This is a genomic window from Methylobacterium sp. JK268, assembly GCF_054052225.1.
The window spans coordinates 74,705-91,908 of sequence record NZ_JBSVZN010000020.1; the positions used below are offsets into that span (position 1 = coordinate 74,705).

The following is a 17,204-nucleotide window of genomic DNA, read 5'->3' on the forward strand; positions in this document are numbered from 1 at the left end:
TCGCGGAATGCAACCCGCTCTGGTATCAGGCGCGCATGAGCGACAGCAACGACCAAGAGCCCCGCGGACCGAGGCGCCGCCGCGGGGGCGACGACGCGTCCCCGGCCCCCGAGCCGACCCCGACCGCCGCCGAGCCCGAGCGCATCGCCAAGGTGATCGCGCGGGCGGGCGTGGCCTCGCGCCGCGACGCCGAGGCGATGATCGCCGAGGGCCGCGTGACCCTCAACGGCGAGGTCCTGGCCACGCCGGCCGTCACGGTCGGGCCGGGCGACCGCATCACCGTCGACGGCGAGCCCCTCCCGACCCGCGAGCGCACCCGGCTGTGGCTGTTCCACAAGCCGCGCGGCGTCGTCACCACGGCCCGCGACCCGGAGGGGCGCCAGACCGTGTTCGACGTCCTGCCCGAGGACCTGCCCCGGGTGGTGGCGATCGGGCGGCTCGACATCAACACCGAGGGGCTCCTGCTCCTCACCAACGACGGCGGCCTCGCCAAGGTGATCGCCCATCCGGAGACCGGCTGGCTGCGGCGCTACCGGGTGCGGGCCTACGGCGACGTCGACCAGGCGATGCTCGACCGCCTGCGCGGCGGCGTCACCATCGACGGGATGGAGTACGGCCCCATCGAGGCCACCATCGACCGGCAGCAGGGCGACAACGTCTGGCTGACGCTCGGGCTGCGCGAGGGCAAGAACCGCGAGGTCAAGCGCATCCTGGAGCATCTCGGCCTGTCGGTGAACCGGCTGATCCGGCTCTCCTTCGGCCCGTTCCAGCTCGGCGAGCTAGAGGTCGGCCTCGCCGAGGAGGTGCGCACCAAGGTGCTCAAGGAGCAGCTCGGCAAGACCCTCTCCGAGCAGGCCGGCGTGGATTTCACGAGCCCGGTGCGCGAGCCCATCGCCCCCTTCGGCTCCCCGAAGCCCGCCGGCCGGCCGGGGCCGGCCCAGGGGCGGGGTGAGGCGCGCGGCGAGGGGCGCGGCGAGGAGCGTCCCGCCCGCGGCGCGCGCCCGGCCGGCCGCGGCGAGCGCTTCGGCGACCGCGGCGAGCGCTTCGGTGAGCGCCCGGCGCGCGGGCCCCGCGATCCCGCCCGGCCGCAATTCGGGCGCCCGCCCGCCGCCCTGCGGCCGGAGCGCGGCGCGACGACGGGGCCGAGCCCCCGCCGGGCGGTCTGGCGCGACCCGGAGCTCGAAGCGGCCGCCGAGGCGCGTCCGCCGCGGGTGCGGCGCCGGATCAGCGACCCCAAGGAGGCCCGCGCCGCCGCCGCGGAGCGGCCGCGCGAGCGGGTCGGGGCGATCGCGGCGGGCGAGCGCCGGGTGCTGGTGGAGCGGCTGAAGGCCGAGCCCGCCCCGGAGCCGCCCCGCGAGCGGCCGGCCCGCCGGCCGCGGGCCGAGGAGGGCGGCGCCCGGCCCGAGGCCGCACCGGAGCGGGCGCGCCCCGCGCGGGCCCCGCGGACCGGCGACGAGCGCCCGGCCCGGCGGCCGCGGCCGGAGGGCGCCCCCGACCGGAGCGGCGCCGGGGGACGCGGCCCGTCCCGCTTCGCGAAGGACGGCCCTCCCCGGGGCGGCGGCGCGAAGGCCGGATTCGCCAAGGGCGGTGGCCGGTCCGCGGGCGCGCGGTTCGGCGGCGACGCACCGGAGGGCGGCCGGTCCGCCGGCAAGCCCGGCGGCTCCCGCTCCGGCGGCGGCTTCGCGGGTGCGAAGTCCGGCCGGCCGGGCGGAGGCCCGGGCCGGGGCGCCGCGCCGCGCGCGGGCGGCCCCAAGCGCTCGGGACCGCCGGGCGGCGGCCGCCCAGGCGGAGGGCGCCCGCCCCGCGGGCGCTGAGCCGTGCGGATCGTCGGCGGGAGCCTGCGGGGCCGCGCGCTCGCCGGCCCGCGCAGCGACGCGATCCGGCCCACCTCGGACCGGCTGCGCGAGGCGCTGTTCAACGTCCTCGCCCACGCCTACGACGACCCCGTGGCGGGCGCGCGGGTGCTCGACCTCTTCGCCGGCACCGGGGCGCTCGCCTGCGAGGCGCTGTCGCGGGGCGCCGCCTTCGCGCTGATGGTCGACGAGGGCGCCGAGGCGCGGGGCGTGATCCGCCAGAACGTGGAGGCGCTGGGCCTCGGCGGCGTCACGCGGCTGTTCCGCCGGGACGCCACCCGGCTCGGCGCGGCCCCGCCCGGCGCACCCTTCGGCCTCGCCTTCTGCGACCCGCCCTACGGGCGCGGCCTCGCCCCGCGGGCCCTCGCGTCCTGCCGCGACGGCGGCTGGCTCGCCCCGGGCGCGCTCGTGCTCGTCGAGGAGGCGGCCTCGGCCGACCTCGTCCTGCCGCCGGGCTTCACGGAGCTGGAGCGCCGCCCCTACGGCGACACCCAGGTGGCCTTCGCGCGCCTCGACGTCTGAGCGACGCCGACCCGGGCAGCGCGATGCGCGGCATCGCCGAGCCGGCCGAGGACTTGGCGGATACACGCTCCGCCTTCGGTTACGCGTCCTTAACTCTATCGGTTGTACCAGTCTTAACCATGACATCCGGTGCCCTGCCTGCGCAGGACCGGTGATGGCGGAGCAGCCGGTGCACGAGGTGTGTGGCGCAAAGGGGCGGCGATCGGCTGCCGGCGGCCTCGCCCTCGCGGTGCTGCTCGCGGCCGGGGCGGCGGCAGCCCAATCCCCCTCCCCGCTTCCGGGCGCCGACCCGGCCGTCGCCGCGCCCGCGGAATCGGGCGAAGCGCCCCCGCTCCTGCGCGGCGCCGCCCCGGCAGCCCGGCCCGTCGCCGCGGGCGAGAAGCCGCGCCGGCCGCCGCAGCGGCGGACCCGGTTGCCGACCGCCGCCGTGATCCGGCCCGTGGTCCAGGCCCCGGTCGCCGACCCGCCGCAGGTGCGCCCGGTGGTGCAGGAACCGGTCACCGGCCTGCCCGACCCGATCCTGGCGGCCCCGCTGCTGCGCCGCCGTCCGATCGATCCGAGCGATCCCTACGCGCCGCTCGGCATCAAGGTCGGCGCGATGACGCTGTTCCCGGCCCTGCAGCAGGGCGTCGGCTACGACACCAACCCGGACCGCGCCGCCCAGGGCAAGGGCTCGGCCGCCCTGCGCACGGACGGCGAGATCGGCTTCCAGAGCGACTGGTCGTCCCACTCGCTCACCGGCACCCTGCGGGGCGGCTACAGCGCCTTCCCGGACAACCACGCGGCCGACCGGCCGGACGGCGACGGCTCGGTCCTGCTGCGCATCGACGCCTCCCGCGACACGCGCTTCGAGGTGCAGGGCAACTACCTGGTGACGACCCAGCGCGCCGGCAGCCCCGACCTCAACGCGGCCCTGCGCGAGCGCCCGGTCGTCGCCACCTATGGCGGTGCGGTCGGCGTGGTGCAGGATTTCAACCGCCTGCAGCTGACCCTGCGCGGCCTCGTCACGCGCGAATCCTACGACGACGCGCTCCTGGCCAGTGGCGGCGTCCTGCGCCAGGCCGAGCGGAACGCCAACACCTACGGGCTGCGCCTGCGCGCCGGCTACGAGGTCACCCCGGGCTTCATGCCCTTCGCGGATGTCCTCGTCGACACCCGCATCCACGACCTCAGGCTCGACTATGCGGGCTACCGGCGCGACTCGGACGGGCTGACGGTGCGGGGCGGCAGCACCTTCGAGATCTCGCGGATCCTCACCGGCGAGGTCTCGGGCGGCTACCTCCAGCGCAGCTACGCGGACAATCGCCTGCGCGACGTCACGGGACCGGTCTTCGACGGGGCGCTCGTCTGGGCGGCGACGCCGCTGATGTCGCTGCGCCTCACGGCCAGCACCGGCGTGGTCGAGACCGTGCTGCAGAACGCCAGCGGGGTCCTGACCCAGACCTACGGGGCGGAACTCACCTACGACCTCCTGCGCAACCTGCGCCTGACCCTCGTCGGCTCGCTCTACAGCAACGACTACCAGGGCGTGAGCATCCGCGAGAACGGCATGCTGGTCGGCCTCAAGGCCGATTATCGCTTGACCCGCTGGCTCGGCATCCGGGCGAGCTACGCGCACGAGGACCTGCACAGCACGTCGCCGGGATCGAGCTACAGCTCCGACACCTTCCTGGTGGGGGTGCGGATCAATCCGTGACGGCGGCGGCCCCCGGGAACGGGACCGCCCCGCGCCGGATTGGTCGTCGCACAGGCCGTGATCCGGGCTTCCCGCGCCGATGGTTCTCGTCACCCGCCAATCGACCGAAGCGGTCGCGCCCGAACAGGCCTTCGACTACTGGCGGAGCACCGCGCTCGCCCGTGTCGCCGTGGACGCGGTCGGGGAGACGGGCCGGTTCCGGGCGGCGCGCCTGCTGGCGGTGTCCCGGCACGCAACCCTGATCCACACCCGCAGCAGCCCCCTCTCCATCGCGCGGCAGCCCCAGCACGTCCGCCGCGACGGGCTCGACGACGTCTGCCTCAGCCTCGTCATCAGGGGAAGCGGCCATCACGAGCAGGGCCGCCGCGGCGGCCTCGTCGGGCCGGGCGGGATCGGCCTCGTCAGCCTCGACCGGCCCTTCGCCTCGGGGGTCCGCGAGCCTTACGAGGAACTGCGCCTCCACGTCCCGCGGGCGGCCTACGAGGCGCGGGTCGGCCGCGTCGAGACCGTCGCCGGGCGGACCTTCGCGGGCGGGACCGCGCTCGCCGACCTCTTCGCGGATTACCTGCGCGCCCTCGTCCGCTCGATCGAGCGGCTGTCGGAGGATGAGGCCGCCCACGCGGTCGCGGGCGCGCTCCACCTGCTGCGGGGCCTCGTCGAGGGCGGGCCCGCTGGGCCGGAGCCCGAGCTTCCGGCCGCCGGCCTGCGCTCCCTCGTCCAAGCCCATATCCAGCGCCGGCTGCACGATCCGGATCTCGACCCGGCGGCGATCTGCGCCGCCCTGCGCATTTCCCGGACGCGGCTCTACGCGGCCCAGAGCGGCGGCGAGGGCGTGGCCGCGGCGATCCGCGACGCGCGCCTCGACCGGGCCCGCGCCTGCCTGACCGCGCCCGCCTGGGACGGCGAGCCCATCGCCGCGATCCTGCACGCCTGCGGGTTTCGCGACGCCGCCGGATTCGGCCGCGCCTTCCGGCGCCGCTTCGGGATGACGCCCCGCGACGCCCGGCGCCAAGTCCGGGGCTGATCGGGACTCCGTGCGCGCCGAGGGTCTCGTGCGCGGTCCGTCAGGTCGGCGCGTGCGTCCGCTCCGCCCTGAACCGGGCCGGAATGTTGTCCTGGATCGGCGGCGCGTCCGGGAACGCGACCACGCGGGCGGCCTGCGCCTCGCCGGCCTGCGCCTCGCGGGCCGCCCGGGCGATCGCGGACGCGATCCGCACCTTCGTCGGCATGGAGAGGCCGCGCCGCAGCAGCCATCGCGGAAGGTGTGACGCGCGCTTCATCGGACTGGTCGACCGCCCCGGGGGAAATCGTCCCCGCGCGCAGCAGACACTGGGGCGCGCCGCCGCGGAAGCGGCCCCGCGTCCCGATCTCTTGGCTCTGCGTCCCGATCAGGGCGGGAGGCCCGGCGTCGGGGCCGGCGCATCCCGGGGCGTCCCCGCGAACCCAGGGCCTCACGGTCCGTTGGGCCTATCGCGTCCAGGAGGTGGGGAGCGATGGGCCAACCCGTTCGAGACGAGCAGGCGCGGCCGGCGCGCGGGCGGGCGCTCGCGCGCCTCCTCGGCACCGGCGTGATCACCGGGGCGGCGGACGACGACCCTTCGGCCATCGGCACCTACGCGAGCGCGGGCGCCAAGTTCGGCCTCGGCTTCCTGTGGGTCGCCCCGGTGCTGCTGCCGATGATGGTCGTCGTCGTGTACGTGTCGGCCAAGCTCGGGCAGGTCTACGGCAAGGGCCTGTTCGCGATCGTGCGCGACCGCTACCCGCGCGCCGTGCTCTACCCGCTGGTGCTCGGCGCCTTCCTGGGCAACGTCATCGAGGCCGCCGCCAATCTCGGCGGGATCGGGGCCGCGCTCAATCTCGTCCTGCCGCTGCCGGTCCCGCTGATCGTGGTCGCCAGCGCGGCCGTGATCCTGGGCTTCCAGATCCTCGGCTCCTACGCCCTGCTGCGCCGGCTCTTCCGCTGGCTCGCGCTCGCGCTGTTCGCCTACGGGGCCGCCGCCGTGATGGCGCGGCCCGATCTCGGCGCGGTCCTGCGCGGCACCCTGGTGCCGCGGATCCGCCTCGACGCCGAGTTCCTGGCGATGATCGTGGCCTGCATCGGCACCTCGCTCTCGGCCTACATCTACACGTGGCAGTCGAACCAGGAGGTCGAGGAGGAGATCGCCCAGGGGCGCCGCACCCTCCGGCAGCGCAAGGGCGCCACCGACGCGGAGTTGCGGGCGACGCGCCGCGACGTGGTGGTCGGGATGCTGTTCTCGAACGTGATCCTCTACTTCGTCATCCTGTCCACCGGGGCGACGCTGCACCCGGCGGGCCAGACGGAGATCGACAGCGCCGCCCAGGCCGCGGCGGCGCTCGCGCCCCTCGCGGGCGAGGGGGCGAAGCTCCTGTTCGCCCTCGGCGTGATCGGGGTCGGCTTCCTGGCGGTCCCGGTGATGACCACGGGCGCGGCCTACGACCTCGTGCAGGGGGTCGGCGCGCGGGGCAGCCTGCACGACCGTCCCGGCGAGGCGAAGCTGTTCTACGGCACCATCGCGGCCGTGACGGCGCTGGCCGCCGGGCTGAACTTCCTGGGCTTCAACCCGATGCGCGCGCTCGTCTGGTCGGGCGTGGTGCAGGGCTTCTCGGTGCCCCCGCTCCTGCTGCTGATGATGCTGATGACGAACGACCGCGGGATCATGGGCGAGCGGGTGAACGGGTGGCTGACGAACGCGATGGGCTTTGCTACCACCCTGGTCACCTTCGCGGCCACCGCCGGCCTGGTGGCGACGTGGCTCCTCTGATCCGCCATCCGCGCGGAGGCGGCTCGGCGGAGGAACCCCCGCCGTCACGACCCCTGCGCGCAGACGATGAGACCGCCGCGGCACCGGGTCTGGCGGAGGATCCGCGGCGATGCCGGCGGCCTCTCCCCTCGTGAGCGGGCGACGGCTGCCCGAGCGGCAGCGCAGCGTATCACGCCGGCTTGGCGGCAGGACAGGTCATGGACTACAGCCGCGTGTGCGCCCGCCGGCCGCTGCGGAGCCGCCTGCGATGGCCGCAGGCGTCATCGGCCGGCCTCGTCGGGGAGAGCGACGGCACCCGTTGCCGGGACGAGAAGCCCGCACGGCATCGAGTGCTTAAAGACGTTCAAGGACGACAATCATCATGGCGCGGCATATCGTGATCGATAACTCGAACGTCTATCACACGCTCACCAGCGCAGCGGCTCGTCTGGAGCCGAACGTACCGTGGTTCGGCATCCGGATGCACCTCGATAATTTTTTTGATCTTCTCGAAAACCGGTCCGAAGTGATGACACGGGCGCTGGTCGGATCACAGAAGAATACCGCAGGCGCCGTCTGGGAAAAGGCGCGGAGCCGAGGCTATCATACTTATATCTTGAAACGCATCCTCAATGACGATAACTCCACCTCAGAGCAGGGCGTCGACGAGTTTTCCCATCTTATCATCGCCAATGCCATACTTGATTATTCGGGAGAGCAATCGCTCGTGATCGTCAGCGGCGATGGCCGGGATTCGGAGTTCGGCACGAGCTTCTACAGCCAGGCCCGCCGCGCCCTGCGGCACGGCTGGAAAGTCGAGATCTGGGCCTTCTCCGACGGCATGACCGGACGGTACAACGGATTGCTGGCGGAATACACAGGCAACATAAAGAAGATCTATCTCGATGATTACTACGACAATATAACATTCGTGCAGACGAACAATTTGCGAAATCCCCAGGCGTCGTTGCCGGCCGAGCTCAAGCGGAATGCCAAGCCGCTCGTGTGGCCGTGGCTCTGAATGCGGGCCGGCCCGCGACGCGGCCCGGGCTGTCTCCGAGCGTGGCCATGGGCTATCCTGCGCCCATGATCAGCCCCGCCCCCCCTTCGGCCGCGGCTCCGCCTCGCGGCCTGCCTCCTCGTCGGTGCCTGCGCGCTGCCGGCGGTCCCCGCCGCCGCGCAGGACGTCGGGCCGTTCCTCGGCTTCACTCCCCTGCCCTCCTTCGCGTGGCCCCGGCCGCCCGGCAGCGGCGGCGAGGGCCGCTGGGCGGGCTCCTACGCGGGTCTCTCGACGGGGTTCGAGGCCGTCTCCTCCAAGCACTTCGGCAGCTATGCCGGGCCGACCCTCGGGTTCGAGGGCGGCCGGATGTGGCAGGAGGGCCGATTCGTTTACGGCATCGTCGGCGGGTTCGACTACCTCGCCGCGGCGGGCGGCCTCCCGGGTCCGGGCCGCCTCGCACTCACGCGCGACTTCGCGGGCGGCCTGCAGGTGAAGGTCGGCGCCCTGCTCACGCCGGACGTGCTGCTCTACGCCAAGGCCGGCGCCGCCGCCGTCCACGAGACCCTGCGCGTGGGCGCGAGCCCGGTCTCGGCCCCCTTCTCCCGGGACGCCCTCGCGGTGCGGCCCGATGCGGGCGTCGGGGTCGAATGGGCGGTCACCGACCGGCTCACCCTCGGGGTCGAGGCGAGCGTGGTCGGGGGCGGCCTGCGCTAGGGCCGTGTCCGACGACGGGAGACCGGTTCATCGCGGATAAGGCGGCAGCATCGAAACCTCGGAGCGGCGGGGCGGTCCGGTCGCGACCCTACGACAGGCCGCGAGTCCGGCGCGTCTCGATCGGCGTGCAGCCGAATCGCCTTCGGTACCGCTGCGCGAAGTCGCTCATGTGCACGAAGCCCCACCGGCGGGCCAGGTCGGCGATGGTCGAACCCGCCTCGGCCTCGTCGCGGAGGTCGGCATGGACGCGCAGCAGGCGCTGCTCGATGACGTAGCCGAGGGGTGTCAGGCCGAGTTCCCGCTTGAACGCGATCTGCAGCATGCGGACGCTGATGCCCGCCGCCGCCGCCACGTCGCTCAGTCGCAGGGCCTGGCCGAGATGGGCGTGGATGAACTGCACGGCGGTCCGAACATGCGCCGACGACGCGCCTGAGCCGGCCCTCCCGGCCTCGGCACCGCGCCGCGGCCAGCAGGACAGGATCTGGTAGCTCACGATCTCCTCCAACAGCGGAAAGAACAGATCGTCGCACGGGTCGATGTGGCCGAGCCTCCGATGCATCTGGCGCAGGCTCATCAGGAGGGATCTCATCGGCGCCGTGTCGGCCGGAGCGAGCGCCTCGAGCGCCGGCTCGCCCGTCTGGTCGCGACCCTCGAGCGCGTGGTGGGCGGCCCTGAGCGCCGCGCGCGTGATCGTGCCGCTCAGGGCGGCGAAATGCGCCGAAGCCTCCGCGCAACGCATGGCCTCGAACGGGACGATCATCGCGCGGCCCGGGTGGGCGATCCGCTCGCCGCGGCGGTCCCGCCAGATCATCTGGCCGCTGGTCACGAAGCGGACGGTGACCAGGTCCGCGTCGAGCTTCGGCACGCTCAGGAAGCCGCTGGCCGAGTGCGTGAGCCACAGGCTCATGGTGCGGCTCTGGCCGCCCTCGATCCGCAGATCCGGAACGGCGTCGCCCGAGGGGCGGAACGCGACCGCGATGCCCCCCTGCGCGTTCAGGCGATCGAGCGCCTGCCTGCCGCCGAGGTGGTGGCGGAAGTAGTGCTGCGGACGCCACGTCGCGGGGGCGTTCTCAGGCTCGGGCATGGTGGCCCGGCGGCGAGGTCAGTGCAGCGAGGCCCGCGGCCAGGCGGGTTCCCGTCGCGCATCGGGCGGATCTGCGCGGCGCAGGTGACATGTCGACCGGTCCTCCCGCCGCCCCGACCGGCGGGATCCGGCTCCCCCCGCAGGCCCGAGCGCACCCCCGCAATACCCGTCATTTCCCACCTTGTCCACTCTCACAGAAGTATCATTTTTGCGAAATCAAGTACAACGTTTGCGAAATACTTGAATTAATATGTTATAAATGGTAAGTTTGCTATAGATAGGCTGAACATCACGGCGCCGCAGAGCGGCACGAGGATTGCGCATCTAATTTCCGCTGAGGAAGCAGAATGTTTGACTGTCACCGGCCCACCGCGCGCACGATCCTGGCCGCGCTCCACCGCTCGCAGGCCATCGCCGAGTTCGGACCGGACGGCGTCGTCCGGACGGCCAACGCCAACTTCCTGTCGCTGATGGGCTACGGCCTCGGCGAGGTGCGGGGACGGCATCACGGCGTGTTCGTTCCGCCCGCCGAGCGGGGCGGCCCGGCCCACGCGGCCTTCTGGGACGATCTGCGCCGGGGCGTCGCCCACTCCGGCGAGGTCCTGCGCGTGGCCAAGGGCGGGCGCGAGGTCTGGCTCCACGCCAGCTACACGCCGTGTGTCGGGCGCGACGGCACGGTCGAGAGCGTGGTCGCGATCGCCATCGACGTCACGGGCTCGAAGCTGAGGCGCGCCGCGTCCGAGGGGATCACGGCGGCGCTCGATCGATCCCAGGCCGTGATCGTGTTCTCGCCGGCCGGCGAGATCGAGGACGCCAACCAGAATTTCCTCGACGCGGTGGGATACCGGCTCGACGAGATCAAGGGCCGCCACCACGGGATCTTCGTCGACGATGCCGAGCGCGCGACGGACGCCTACCGGGCGTTCTGGACGGCCCTGGCCCGCGGCGAGTTCCAGGCGGCCGAGTACAGGCGGATCGGCAAGGGTGGGCGCGAGGTCTGGATCCAGGCGACCTACAATCCCGTCCTCGACCCGCTGGGACGCGTCCTGCGCGTGGTGAAGTTCGCCACCGACGTCACGCCGCAGGTGCGTCAGCGGCAGCAGCGCGCCGAGGCGGGCCGGGTCATCGCCGACAGCCTGAGCGTCGTCGGCGACGCGATCAGCGGGGTCACCCGCCAGAGCAGCGACGCGGCCGGCGCGGTCGCGCGGGTCTCCGGCGAGATCCAGGCCGTGGCGGCGGGCGCCGAGGAACTGGCCGCCTCGGTGGCCGAGATCAGCCAGCAGGTCGGCCACGCCTCCTGCATCTCCCGGGAGGCGGTGGCGCAGTCCCGGCAGACCGGCGAGATCGTGGCGGGCCTGAGCGTCCAGGCCGACCAGATCGGGGCGGTCGTCGGCCTGATCCAGACCATCGCGGCGCAGACGAACCTGCTGGCGCTCAACGCCACCATCGAGGCGGCGCGGGCCGGTGAGGCGGGCCGCGGCTTCGCGGTCGTGGCCGCCGAGGTGAAGGCGCTGGCCGGGCAGACGGCCCGTGCGACGGACGACATCCGCCTGCGGATCGGCGCCGCCCGCGCGGCGACGGAGGGGGCCGTCGGTGCCATCGGGACGATTCGGACGACCATCCAGACGCTCGACGGGATCGCGGCCGCGATCTCCGCCGCCGTCGAGGAGCAGGCCGCCGTGACGCGCGAGATGTCGGGCTCGATGCAGGTCGCCTCCCAGGGGGCCGCCCGCATCGCCGAGGGCGTCAGCGCCATCGCGAGCGCCATCGCGCAGGTCGACCGCGGGACGCAGGAGGTGCGCGACATCTCCCGCTCGATCGCCTGACCGGCGGCCGCGAACCATGGCCAGATGGATGCGCGGCAGCGCGTTTCAGATCATGCGTCGCATCCGGTGGGACGATCCCCCGCCGCCGGACGCCCGATCGACCGACGTGGTGTTGAGCGACGACGAGATCGCCGCGCGCGCCGGCGGGGCGCATGTCCGGGCCGGGCGCGCGCTACTGGGCTGGTCGATGCAGCAACTCGCCGAGACCAGCGGCCTGTCGCTGTCGACGGTTCGCCGGCTGGAAAATCGCGGCGGCCGCACGTCCGCCCTGGCGCGCCGGCGCGCCGTCACGGCCCTGCGGCGGCACGGGATCGTCTTCAAGACGGTGGACGGCAGCATCCTGGCGATCGGCCTGTCGCAGCGGCCGTGATCGACGTCGTGCCGGCGTCGCCGTCCGCGCGCCGGGACCGGGCCGCCGGGCGCGTTCCGGCGGTCCACGGCCGCGGCGTCCGGGCTCACCGCACCAGCGAGAGCGGCGCGCCGGACTTCGACAGCGCCCCGTCCAAGGCGCCGCCCGCCGCGCGCAGGCGCGCCGTCACGGTGCCGCCCGGCTGGTAGAGGTAGACCTCCCCGTCGCGGTAATCCCAGGCCGTGACCTTGGCGAGGTCCTTGTTGGTGCAGCCGGTCGCCTGCGCCTTGTAGAGGTCGAGGGCCGGCGTCGAGGCGAGCGTGAGGCGGCAGCTCGCCCCCGTGGCGTCCTTGGCGGTCCAGCCGCCCACCACCCCGGAGCGCCCGCCGCTCGCCACCGGGGGCGGGGGCGCGACGGCGGCCTGCTGCTGCACCGGCGCCGGATTCGGCTCCGCCAGGATCGGGCCGCCCGGATTGGCCGCCACCTCGGGCGGCGCCGCGCTGGCGCCCGGCGGGGGCGCCAGGGGGGCCGAGGTCACCGGACCCGCCGCGAGCCCGGGCGCGCCGAGATCGGGCTCGGCCTCCGGCACGGCCGGCCGCGCCTGGCGGGCGGCGAGGCGCGGCGCCGGCGCCTCGAAGCGCGAGGAGGCGCAGGCCCCCAGGCTCGCGGCGAGCGCGGTGAGAGCGAGCGCCCGCACGGCGACGGAACGGAGGGTCGAACGCGGCATCACGGATCCCGGACAGGAGGGGTGTTTCCGCCGAGATACGCGCGCCCGAAGGCGGCCGCAGGGCCGCCCCGAACGACAAAGGCGCCCGTGGGCGCCTTTTCGCGACACTGTGGCCGGGAGGCCGCAGTGATTCGTCACACGGTTTTCGATCGATTGCTTCGCGACGCGCAGACCGGCTTCGCTCAGGCGTGCGGCGCGACGCTGCGCCGCTCAGACCTCCCGGGTCACCATCATCTTCTTGATCTCGGCGATGGCCTTGGCCGGGTTCAGGCCCTTGGGGCAGGTGTTGGCGCAGTTCATGATCGTGTGGCAGCGGTAGAGCCGGAACGGGTCGTGCAGGATGTCGAGCCGCTCGCCCGTGTGCTCGTCGCGGCTGTCGATCAACCAGCGATAGGCCTGGAGCAGGGCCGCCGGGCCGAGGAAGCGGTCGCCGTTCCACCAGTAGCTCGGGCAGGAGGTGGTGCAGCAGGCGCAGAGGATGCACTCGTAGAGCCCGTCGAGGCGGGCGCGGTCCTCGGGGGTCTGGCGCCACTCCTTCTCGGGGGCGGGCGTCTCGGTCTGCAGCCAGGGCTCGATCGCCGCGTGCTGGGCGAAGAAGGCCGACAGGTCCGGCACCAGGTCCTTCAGCACCGGCATGTGCGGCAGCGGGTAGATCTTGATCTGACCCGATTGGCAGTCGTCGATGCCGAGCGTGCAGGCGAGCGTGTTCTGCCCCATGATGTTCATGGCGCAGGAGCCGCAGATGCCCTCGCGGCACGAGCGCCGGAAGGTCAGGGTCGGATCGACCTTGTTCTTGATCCAGAGCAGCGCGTCGAGGACCATCGGCCCGCAATCGTCGCGGTCGACATAGTAGGTGTCGATGCGCGGATTGGCGCCGTCGTCCTGGTTCCAGCGGTAGATCCGGAATTCCTGCAGGTGCGCCCCGGCCGGCTTCGGCCAGGTCTTGCCCTCGGAATAGGTCGAGTTCTTGGGAAGGTTGAACTGGGCCATGGGATGAAGAGGCTCCGAAAGAATCAATCCAGCGTCCGGTACCCGACCGGGATCGCCCGCGCCGGTCCCCTCGCCCGCTTCTCGAACACCACGAGGCTGTCGTAGAAGGCGATCGACTCCGTCACGTCGGCGAAGCCGGGGTCGCGCGGCTCCGGGTCGGGATCGCGCACGTAGCGGGCGTGCAGGCGGTCGAGCAGGTCCTTGGCGTATTCCATGAAGGCGCCGGGCGCCCGCAGGCCCCCGCCGACCTCCGGCCAGTAGGAGCAGTGCACGTCCTCCACCGCGTAGACGCCGTCCGGCGCGACCAGCGGGTAGAGGGTCTCGAAACTGGCGATCTGGTGGGCGCTGACGTGACTGCCGTCGTCGATCACCACGTCGATCCCGCCCATCGCCTCGGCGACCCGCCGCAGCAGGGCGGTGTCGGTCTGGCTGCCGATGTGGATGGTCACGTCGGGGCCGCCGACCGTGGCGCAGCGCGGGTCGATGTCGAGGCCGTGGATCACCGCCTCGGGCCCGAGATAGCGCCGCCAGACCTGCAGCGAGCCGCCGTGGTTGACGCCGATCTCCAGGAGCCGCACCGGCCGGCCCCGGTAGCGCGACAGGTGCCGGTCGTAGGCGTCGAGGTAGTGGGTCCATTTCGACGCGACGCGGCACTCCGCGTCGTCGTTCTGCGCGAAATAGGCGTCCCGCATCGGATTGTGGACGCGGTCGCGCTCCGCGGTGAGATCGCCGGCCGAAGCCCCCTCCAGGATCACCTGCCAGGAGGCCGGGGGCGCGGCCGGCGCGCCCGCCCGCAGGAAGTCGGGCGAGGCCGCGGGCCGCGCCCGGCGCATCCACTTCAGCATGGCTCGCCCCCGGCCCGCGCGCCCCCGCTCAATAGACCCGGGCCTTCGGCTCGATATAGGCGATGTCGTTCGACATCGTGTAGGTGTGGACCGGCCGGTAGTCGATCGTGACCTTGCGGCCCTCGGCGTCGAGCCAGGCGAGCGTGTGCTTCATCCACTCCTTGTCGTCGCGGTCCGGGAAGTCCTCGCGGGCATGGGCGCCGCGGGACTCGGTCCGGTTGCCGGCCGATTCCATGGTCACGACCGCCTGTCCGATCAGGTTGTCGAATTCGAGCGTCTCCAGGAGGTCGGTGTTCCAGACCAGGGAGCGGTCGGTGACCCGGATGTCGTCGATGCCCGACCAGACCTTGTGGATGAGGTGCTTGCCCTCCTCCAGCACCTCGCCGGTGCGGAAGACCGCGCAGTTGTTCTGCATGGTCTTCTGCATGTCGAGGCGCAGCTCCGCGGTGGCGGTGCCGCCCGAGGCGTAGCGGAAGCGGTCCAGGCGGGCGAGCGCCTTGTCGGCCGAGTCCTTGGGCAGGTCGGGCAGGCGGCCGTTCGCCTCCACGGTCTCGGCGCAGCGCAGGCCCGCCGCGCGGCCGAACACCACGAGGTCGATGAGCGAGTTCGAGCCGAGGCGGTTCGCCCCGTGCACCGACACGCAGGCCGCCTCGCCGATCGCCATCAGGCCCGGCACCACGTAGTCCGGGTTGCCGTCCCGCAGGGTCAGCACCTCGCCGTGATAGTTCGTCGGGATGCCGCCCATGTTGTAGTGCACGGTCGGCAGCACCGGGATCGGCTCCTTGGTCACGTCGACGCCCGCGAAGATCTTGGCGGATTCCGAGATGCCGGGCAGGCGCTCGTGCAGGATCTTGGGGTCGAGGTGGTCGAGGTGCAGGTAGATGTGATCCCGGCCCTTGCCGACGCCGCGGCCGCCGCGGATCTCCATGGTCATGGAGCGGGAGACCACGTCGCGGGAGGCGAGGTCCTTGGCGGACGGCGCGTAGCGCTCCATGAAGCGCTCGCCCTCCGAATTGGTGAGGTAGCCGCCCTCGCCGCGAGCGCCCTCGGTGATCAGGCAGCCCGCCCCGTAGATGCCGGTCGGGTGGAACTGCACGAACTCCATGTCCTCCAGCGCGAGGCCGGCGCGCAGCACCATGGCGTTGCCGTCGCCCGTGCAGGTATGGGCCGAGGTCGCCGAGAAGTAGGCGCGCCCGTAGCCGCCCGTCGCCAGGATGGTCATGGCGGCCCGGAAGCGGTGGATCTCGCCCGTCGACTGGTCGAGGGCGATCACGCCGCGGCAGCGGCCCTCCTCGTCCATGATCAGGTCGAGGGCGAAGTACTCGATGAAGAAGTTGGTCCGGTTCTTGACCGCCTGCCCGTAGAGGGTGTGGAGCATGGCGTGGCCGGTGCGGTCGGCCGCCGCGCAGGTGCGCTGGGCGGTGCCCTTGCCGTAATCGGTGGTCATGCCGCCGAAGGGCCGCTGGTAGATCTTGCCCTCTTGCGTGCGCGAGAAGGGCACGCCCCAGTGCTCCAGCTCGTAGACCGCCGCCGGCGCGTTGCGCACGAGGTACTCGATCGCGTCCTGGTCGCCGAGCCAGTCCGACCCCTTCACGGTGTCGTACATGTGCCAGCGCCAGTCGTCCGGGCCCATGTTGCCGAGCGAGGCCGAGATGCCGCCCTGCGCCGCCACCGTGTGCGAGCGGGTCGGGAAGACCTTGGTGATGCAGGCGGTGCGCAAGCCCGCCTGGCTGCAGCCGACCGTGGCGCGCAGGCCCGCGCCGCCGGCGCCGACGACGACGACGTCGAAGCTGTGGTCGACGATGGGGTACGCCTTGCCGTTCTGGGCCGGCGCGGCGGTTCCGGTGGTGGCCATGGCTGGGGTTCCCGGGGGTTGGGCGTCAGACGAGGGTGCGCAGGCTGATCCGCACGATGGCGTACAGGCAGGCGACCGCGACGACGGTGGTGTAGAAGGTGTTGGCGATGACCGCGGCGATCTTCAGCCCGCGGTCGTGGACGTAGTCCTCGATCACGATCTGCAGGCCCATCCGCATGTGGTTCGTCACCGAGAGGACGCCCAGGATGAGCAGGATCGCCACGAGCGGGTGCGAGACGAGGCGCACCGCCTCCTCGTAGGGGCGGCCGGCGCAGAGCGCCACGATCAACACGAAGGACAGGATCAGCGGCACGTTGGCGACCGCGGTGACGCGGTGCAGCCACCACTCGCCGACGCCGTGATGGGCGGGGCCGAGCCCCTGCACCCGGGCGTAGGAGGTGCGGATGGTGCGGGTGGCCTCGGGACGGTTGTCGACCATGGACGCGGTTCCTTCTAGCGCGCCAGCAGGGCGGCGGCCCAGATCACGATCGTGAGCGCGGCCGAGCCGACCAGCGTGTACTTCGCCATGGCGATGCGGGTGCCCGGCTCCATGCCGTGGCCGAAATCCCAGACCAGGTGGCGGATGCCGCCCAGCATGTGGTGCAGCAGGATCCACGTATAGGCGAAGATGACGAGCCGCCCGAGGATCGAGCCGTAGAGCCAGGCCACCGGATCGTAGGCGCCGCGGCCGGACGCCAGGGCGACGAGCCAGATCGCCACCAGCGCGGTGCCGCCGTAGAGGGCGATCCCGGTGAGTCGGTGGGCCACCGACATCGCCATGGTCCAGGTCCAGCGGTAGATCTGGAGATGCGGCGAGAGCGGTCGGGCCACGGCGGGCCTGACGATTTCGGCCATGATGCGATCCTTGCTCCGTGAGCGCCCGGTTGCTGGTCCGGCTCTAAACTAGGAGTCCTGCCGGCTCCGTCACGGGGCGGCCCGGGAGAATCCCCCACCCGCGCCGAAACCGGAAAAAAGGAAAAG

17 protein-coding genes are annotated in these 17,204 nt (G+C 72.9%); 9 read left to right on the forward strand and 8 right to left on the reverse strand.

The genetic code is table 11. The annotated features are described in order from the left end of the window. Window positions 1-35: 35 nt before the first annotated feature. The 4 genes from ACW9J6_RS21195 to ACW9J6_RS21210 all read left to right on the forward strand — a co-directional run bounded on the left by ACW9J6_RS21195 (window position 36) and on the right by ACW9J6_RS21210 (window position 5,095). Complete coding sequence (locus ACW9J6_RS21195) at window positions 36-1,814, forward strand: pseudouridine synthase (protein WP_457118494.1); 1,779 nt, start codon at window positions 36-38, stop codon at window positions 1,812-1,814. A gap of 3 nt (window positions 1,815-1,817) precedes the next feature. Then, complete coding sequence (gene rsmD, locus ACW9J6_RS21200; RefSeq protein WP_457118495.1) at window positions 1,818-2,375, forward strand: 16S rRNA (guanine(966)-N(2))-methyltransferase RsmD; 558 nt, start codon at window positions 1,818-1,820, stop codon at window positions 2,373-2,375. 154 nt (window positions 2,376-2,529) lie between these two features. Continuing rightward, window positions 2,530-4,071, forward strand: a complete 1,542-nt coding sequence (locus ACW9J6_RS21205; protein WP_457118496.1) for an outer membrane beta-barrel protein — start codon at window positions 2,530-2,532, stop codon at window positions 4,069-4,071. Between the two features lie 79 nt (window positions 4,072-4,150). Further along, window positions 4,151-5,095 (forward strand): helix-turn-helix domain-containing protein, encoded by a 945-nt coding sequence (locus ACW9J6_RS21210; RefSeq protein WP_457118497.1) that lies wholly within the window; start codon window positions 4,151-4,153, stop codon window positions 5,093-5,095. Window positions 5,096-5,135: 40 nt separating this feature from the next. On the opposite strand, the gene ACW9J6_RS21215 is transcribed toward ACW9J6_RS21210, so the two are convergent. Further along, window positions 5,136-5,351: a hypothetical protein gene (locus ACW9J6_RS21215; protein ID WP_457118498.1), complete on the reverse strand. Its 216-nt coding sequence runs from the start codon at window positions 5,349-5,351 to the stop codon at window positions 5,136-5,138. Between the two features lie 213 nt (window positions 5,352-5,564). Between ACW9J6_RS21215 and ACW9J6_RS21220 the strand changes: the two genes are divergently transcribed. From ACW9J6_RS21220 to ACW9J6_RS21230, 3 genes are all read left to right on the forward strand, one after another. After that, a complete protein-coding gene (locus ACW9J6_RS21220; protein WP_457118499.1) occupies window positions 5,565-6,854 on the forward strand; it encodes an NRAMP family divalent metal transporter in 1,290 nt (429 codons plus the stop codon). Between the two features lie 361 nt (window positions 6,855-7,215). After that, the gene (locus ACW9J6_RS21225) at window positions 7,216-7,854 is read left to right on the forward strand and encodes an NYN domain-containing protein (protein ID WP_457118500.1); all 639 of its coding nucleotides are present in this window, start codon (window positions 7,216-7,218) and stop codon (window positions 7,852-7,854) included. 345 nt (window positions 7,855-8,199) lie between these two features. After that, on the forward strand, window positions 8,200-8,547 hold the full coding sequence (locus ACW9J6_RS21230; RefSeq protein WP_457118501.1) for an outer membrane protein: 348 nt from the start codon (window positions 8,200-8,202) through the stop codon (window positions 8,545-8,547). A gap of 88 nt (window positions 8,548-8,635) precedes the next feature. On the opposite strand, the gene ACW9J6_RS21235 is transcribed toward ACW9J6_RS21230, so the two are convergent. Further along, complete coding sequence (locus ACW9J6_RS21235) at window positions 8,636-9,631, reverse strand: helix-turn-helix transcriptional regulator (protein WP_457118502.1); 996 nt, start codon at window positions 9,629-9,631, stop codon at window positions 8,636-8,638. Window positions 9,632-9,978: 347 nt separating this feature from the next. Between ACW9J6_RS21235 and ACW9J6_RS21240 the strand changes: the two genes are divergently transcribed. Together ACW9J6_RS21240 and ACW9J6_RS21245 are read left to right on the forward strand one after the other, a co-directional pair. Further along, window positions 9,979-11,457: a methyl-accepting chemotaxis protein gene (locus tag ACW9J6_RS21240; protein WP_457118503.1), complete on the forward strand. Its 1,479-nt coding sequence runs from the start codon at window positions 9,979-9,981 to the stop codon at window positions 11,455-11,457. 28 nt (window positions 11,458-11,485) lie between these two features. After that, window positions 11,486-11,827 carry a helix-turn-helix domain-containing protein gene (locus ACW9J6_RS21245; RefSeq protein WP_457118504.1) on the forward strand — a complete coding sequence of 114 codons (342 nt, stop codon included), beginning with the start codon at window positions 11,486-11,488 and terminating at the stop codon, window positions 11,825-11,827. Window positions 11,828-11,912: 85 nt separating this feature from the next. Here the strand turns inward: ACW9J6_RS21245 and ACW9J6_RS21250 are convergent, their stop codons facing one another. The 6 genes from ACW9J6_RS21250 to sdhC form a co-directional block, all read right to left on the reverse strand. Beyond that, entirely contained in the window at window positions 11,913-12,533 is a 621-nt protein-coding gene (locus ACW9J6_RS21250; RefSeq protein ID WP_457118505.1) for an AprI/Inh family metalloprotease inhibitor, read from the reverse strand. 210 nt (window positions 12,534-12,743) lie between these two features. Continuing rightward, window positions 12,744-13,523 carry a succinate dehydrogenase iron-sulfur subunit gene (locus tag ACW9J6_RS21255; RefSeq protein ID WP_457118506.1) on the reverse strand — a complete coding sequence of 260 codons (780 nt, stop codon included), beginning with the start codon at window positions 13,521-13,523 and terminating at the stop codon, window positions 12,744-12,746. 23 nt (window positions 13,524-13,546) lie between these two features. After that, complete coding sequence (locus tag ACW9J6_RS21260) at window positions 13,547-14,368, reverse strand: class I SAM-dependent methyltransferase (protein ID WP_457118507.1); 822 nt, start codon at window positions 14,366-14,368, stop codon at window positions 13,547-13,549. Between the two features lie 28 nt (window positions 14,369-14,396). Continuing rightward, entirely contained in the window at window positions 14,397-16,223 is a 1,827-nt protein-coding gene (gene sdhA, locus ACW9J6_RS21265) for a succinate dehydrogenase flavoprotein subunit (RefSeq protein ID WP_457118508.1), read from the reverse strand. 25 nt (window positions 16,224-16,248) lie between these two features. Then, window positions 16,249-16,662 (reverse strand): succinate dehydrogenase, hydrophobic membrane anchor protein, encoded by a 414-nt coding sequence (sdhD, locus tag ACW9J6_RS21270; protein WP_457118509.1) that lies wholly within the window; start codon window positions 16,660-16,662, stop codon window positions 16,249-16,251. Between the two features lie 14 nt (window positions 16,663-16,676). Continuing rightward, window positions 16,677-17,078, reverse strand: a complete 402-nt coding sequence (gene sdhC / locus ACW9J6_RS21275; RefSeq protein WP_457118510.1) for a succinate dehydrogenase, cytochrome b556 subunit — start codon at window positions 17,076-17,078, stop codon at window positions 16,677-16,679. Window positions 17,079-17,204 lie beyond the last annotated feature (126 nt).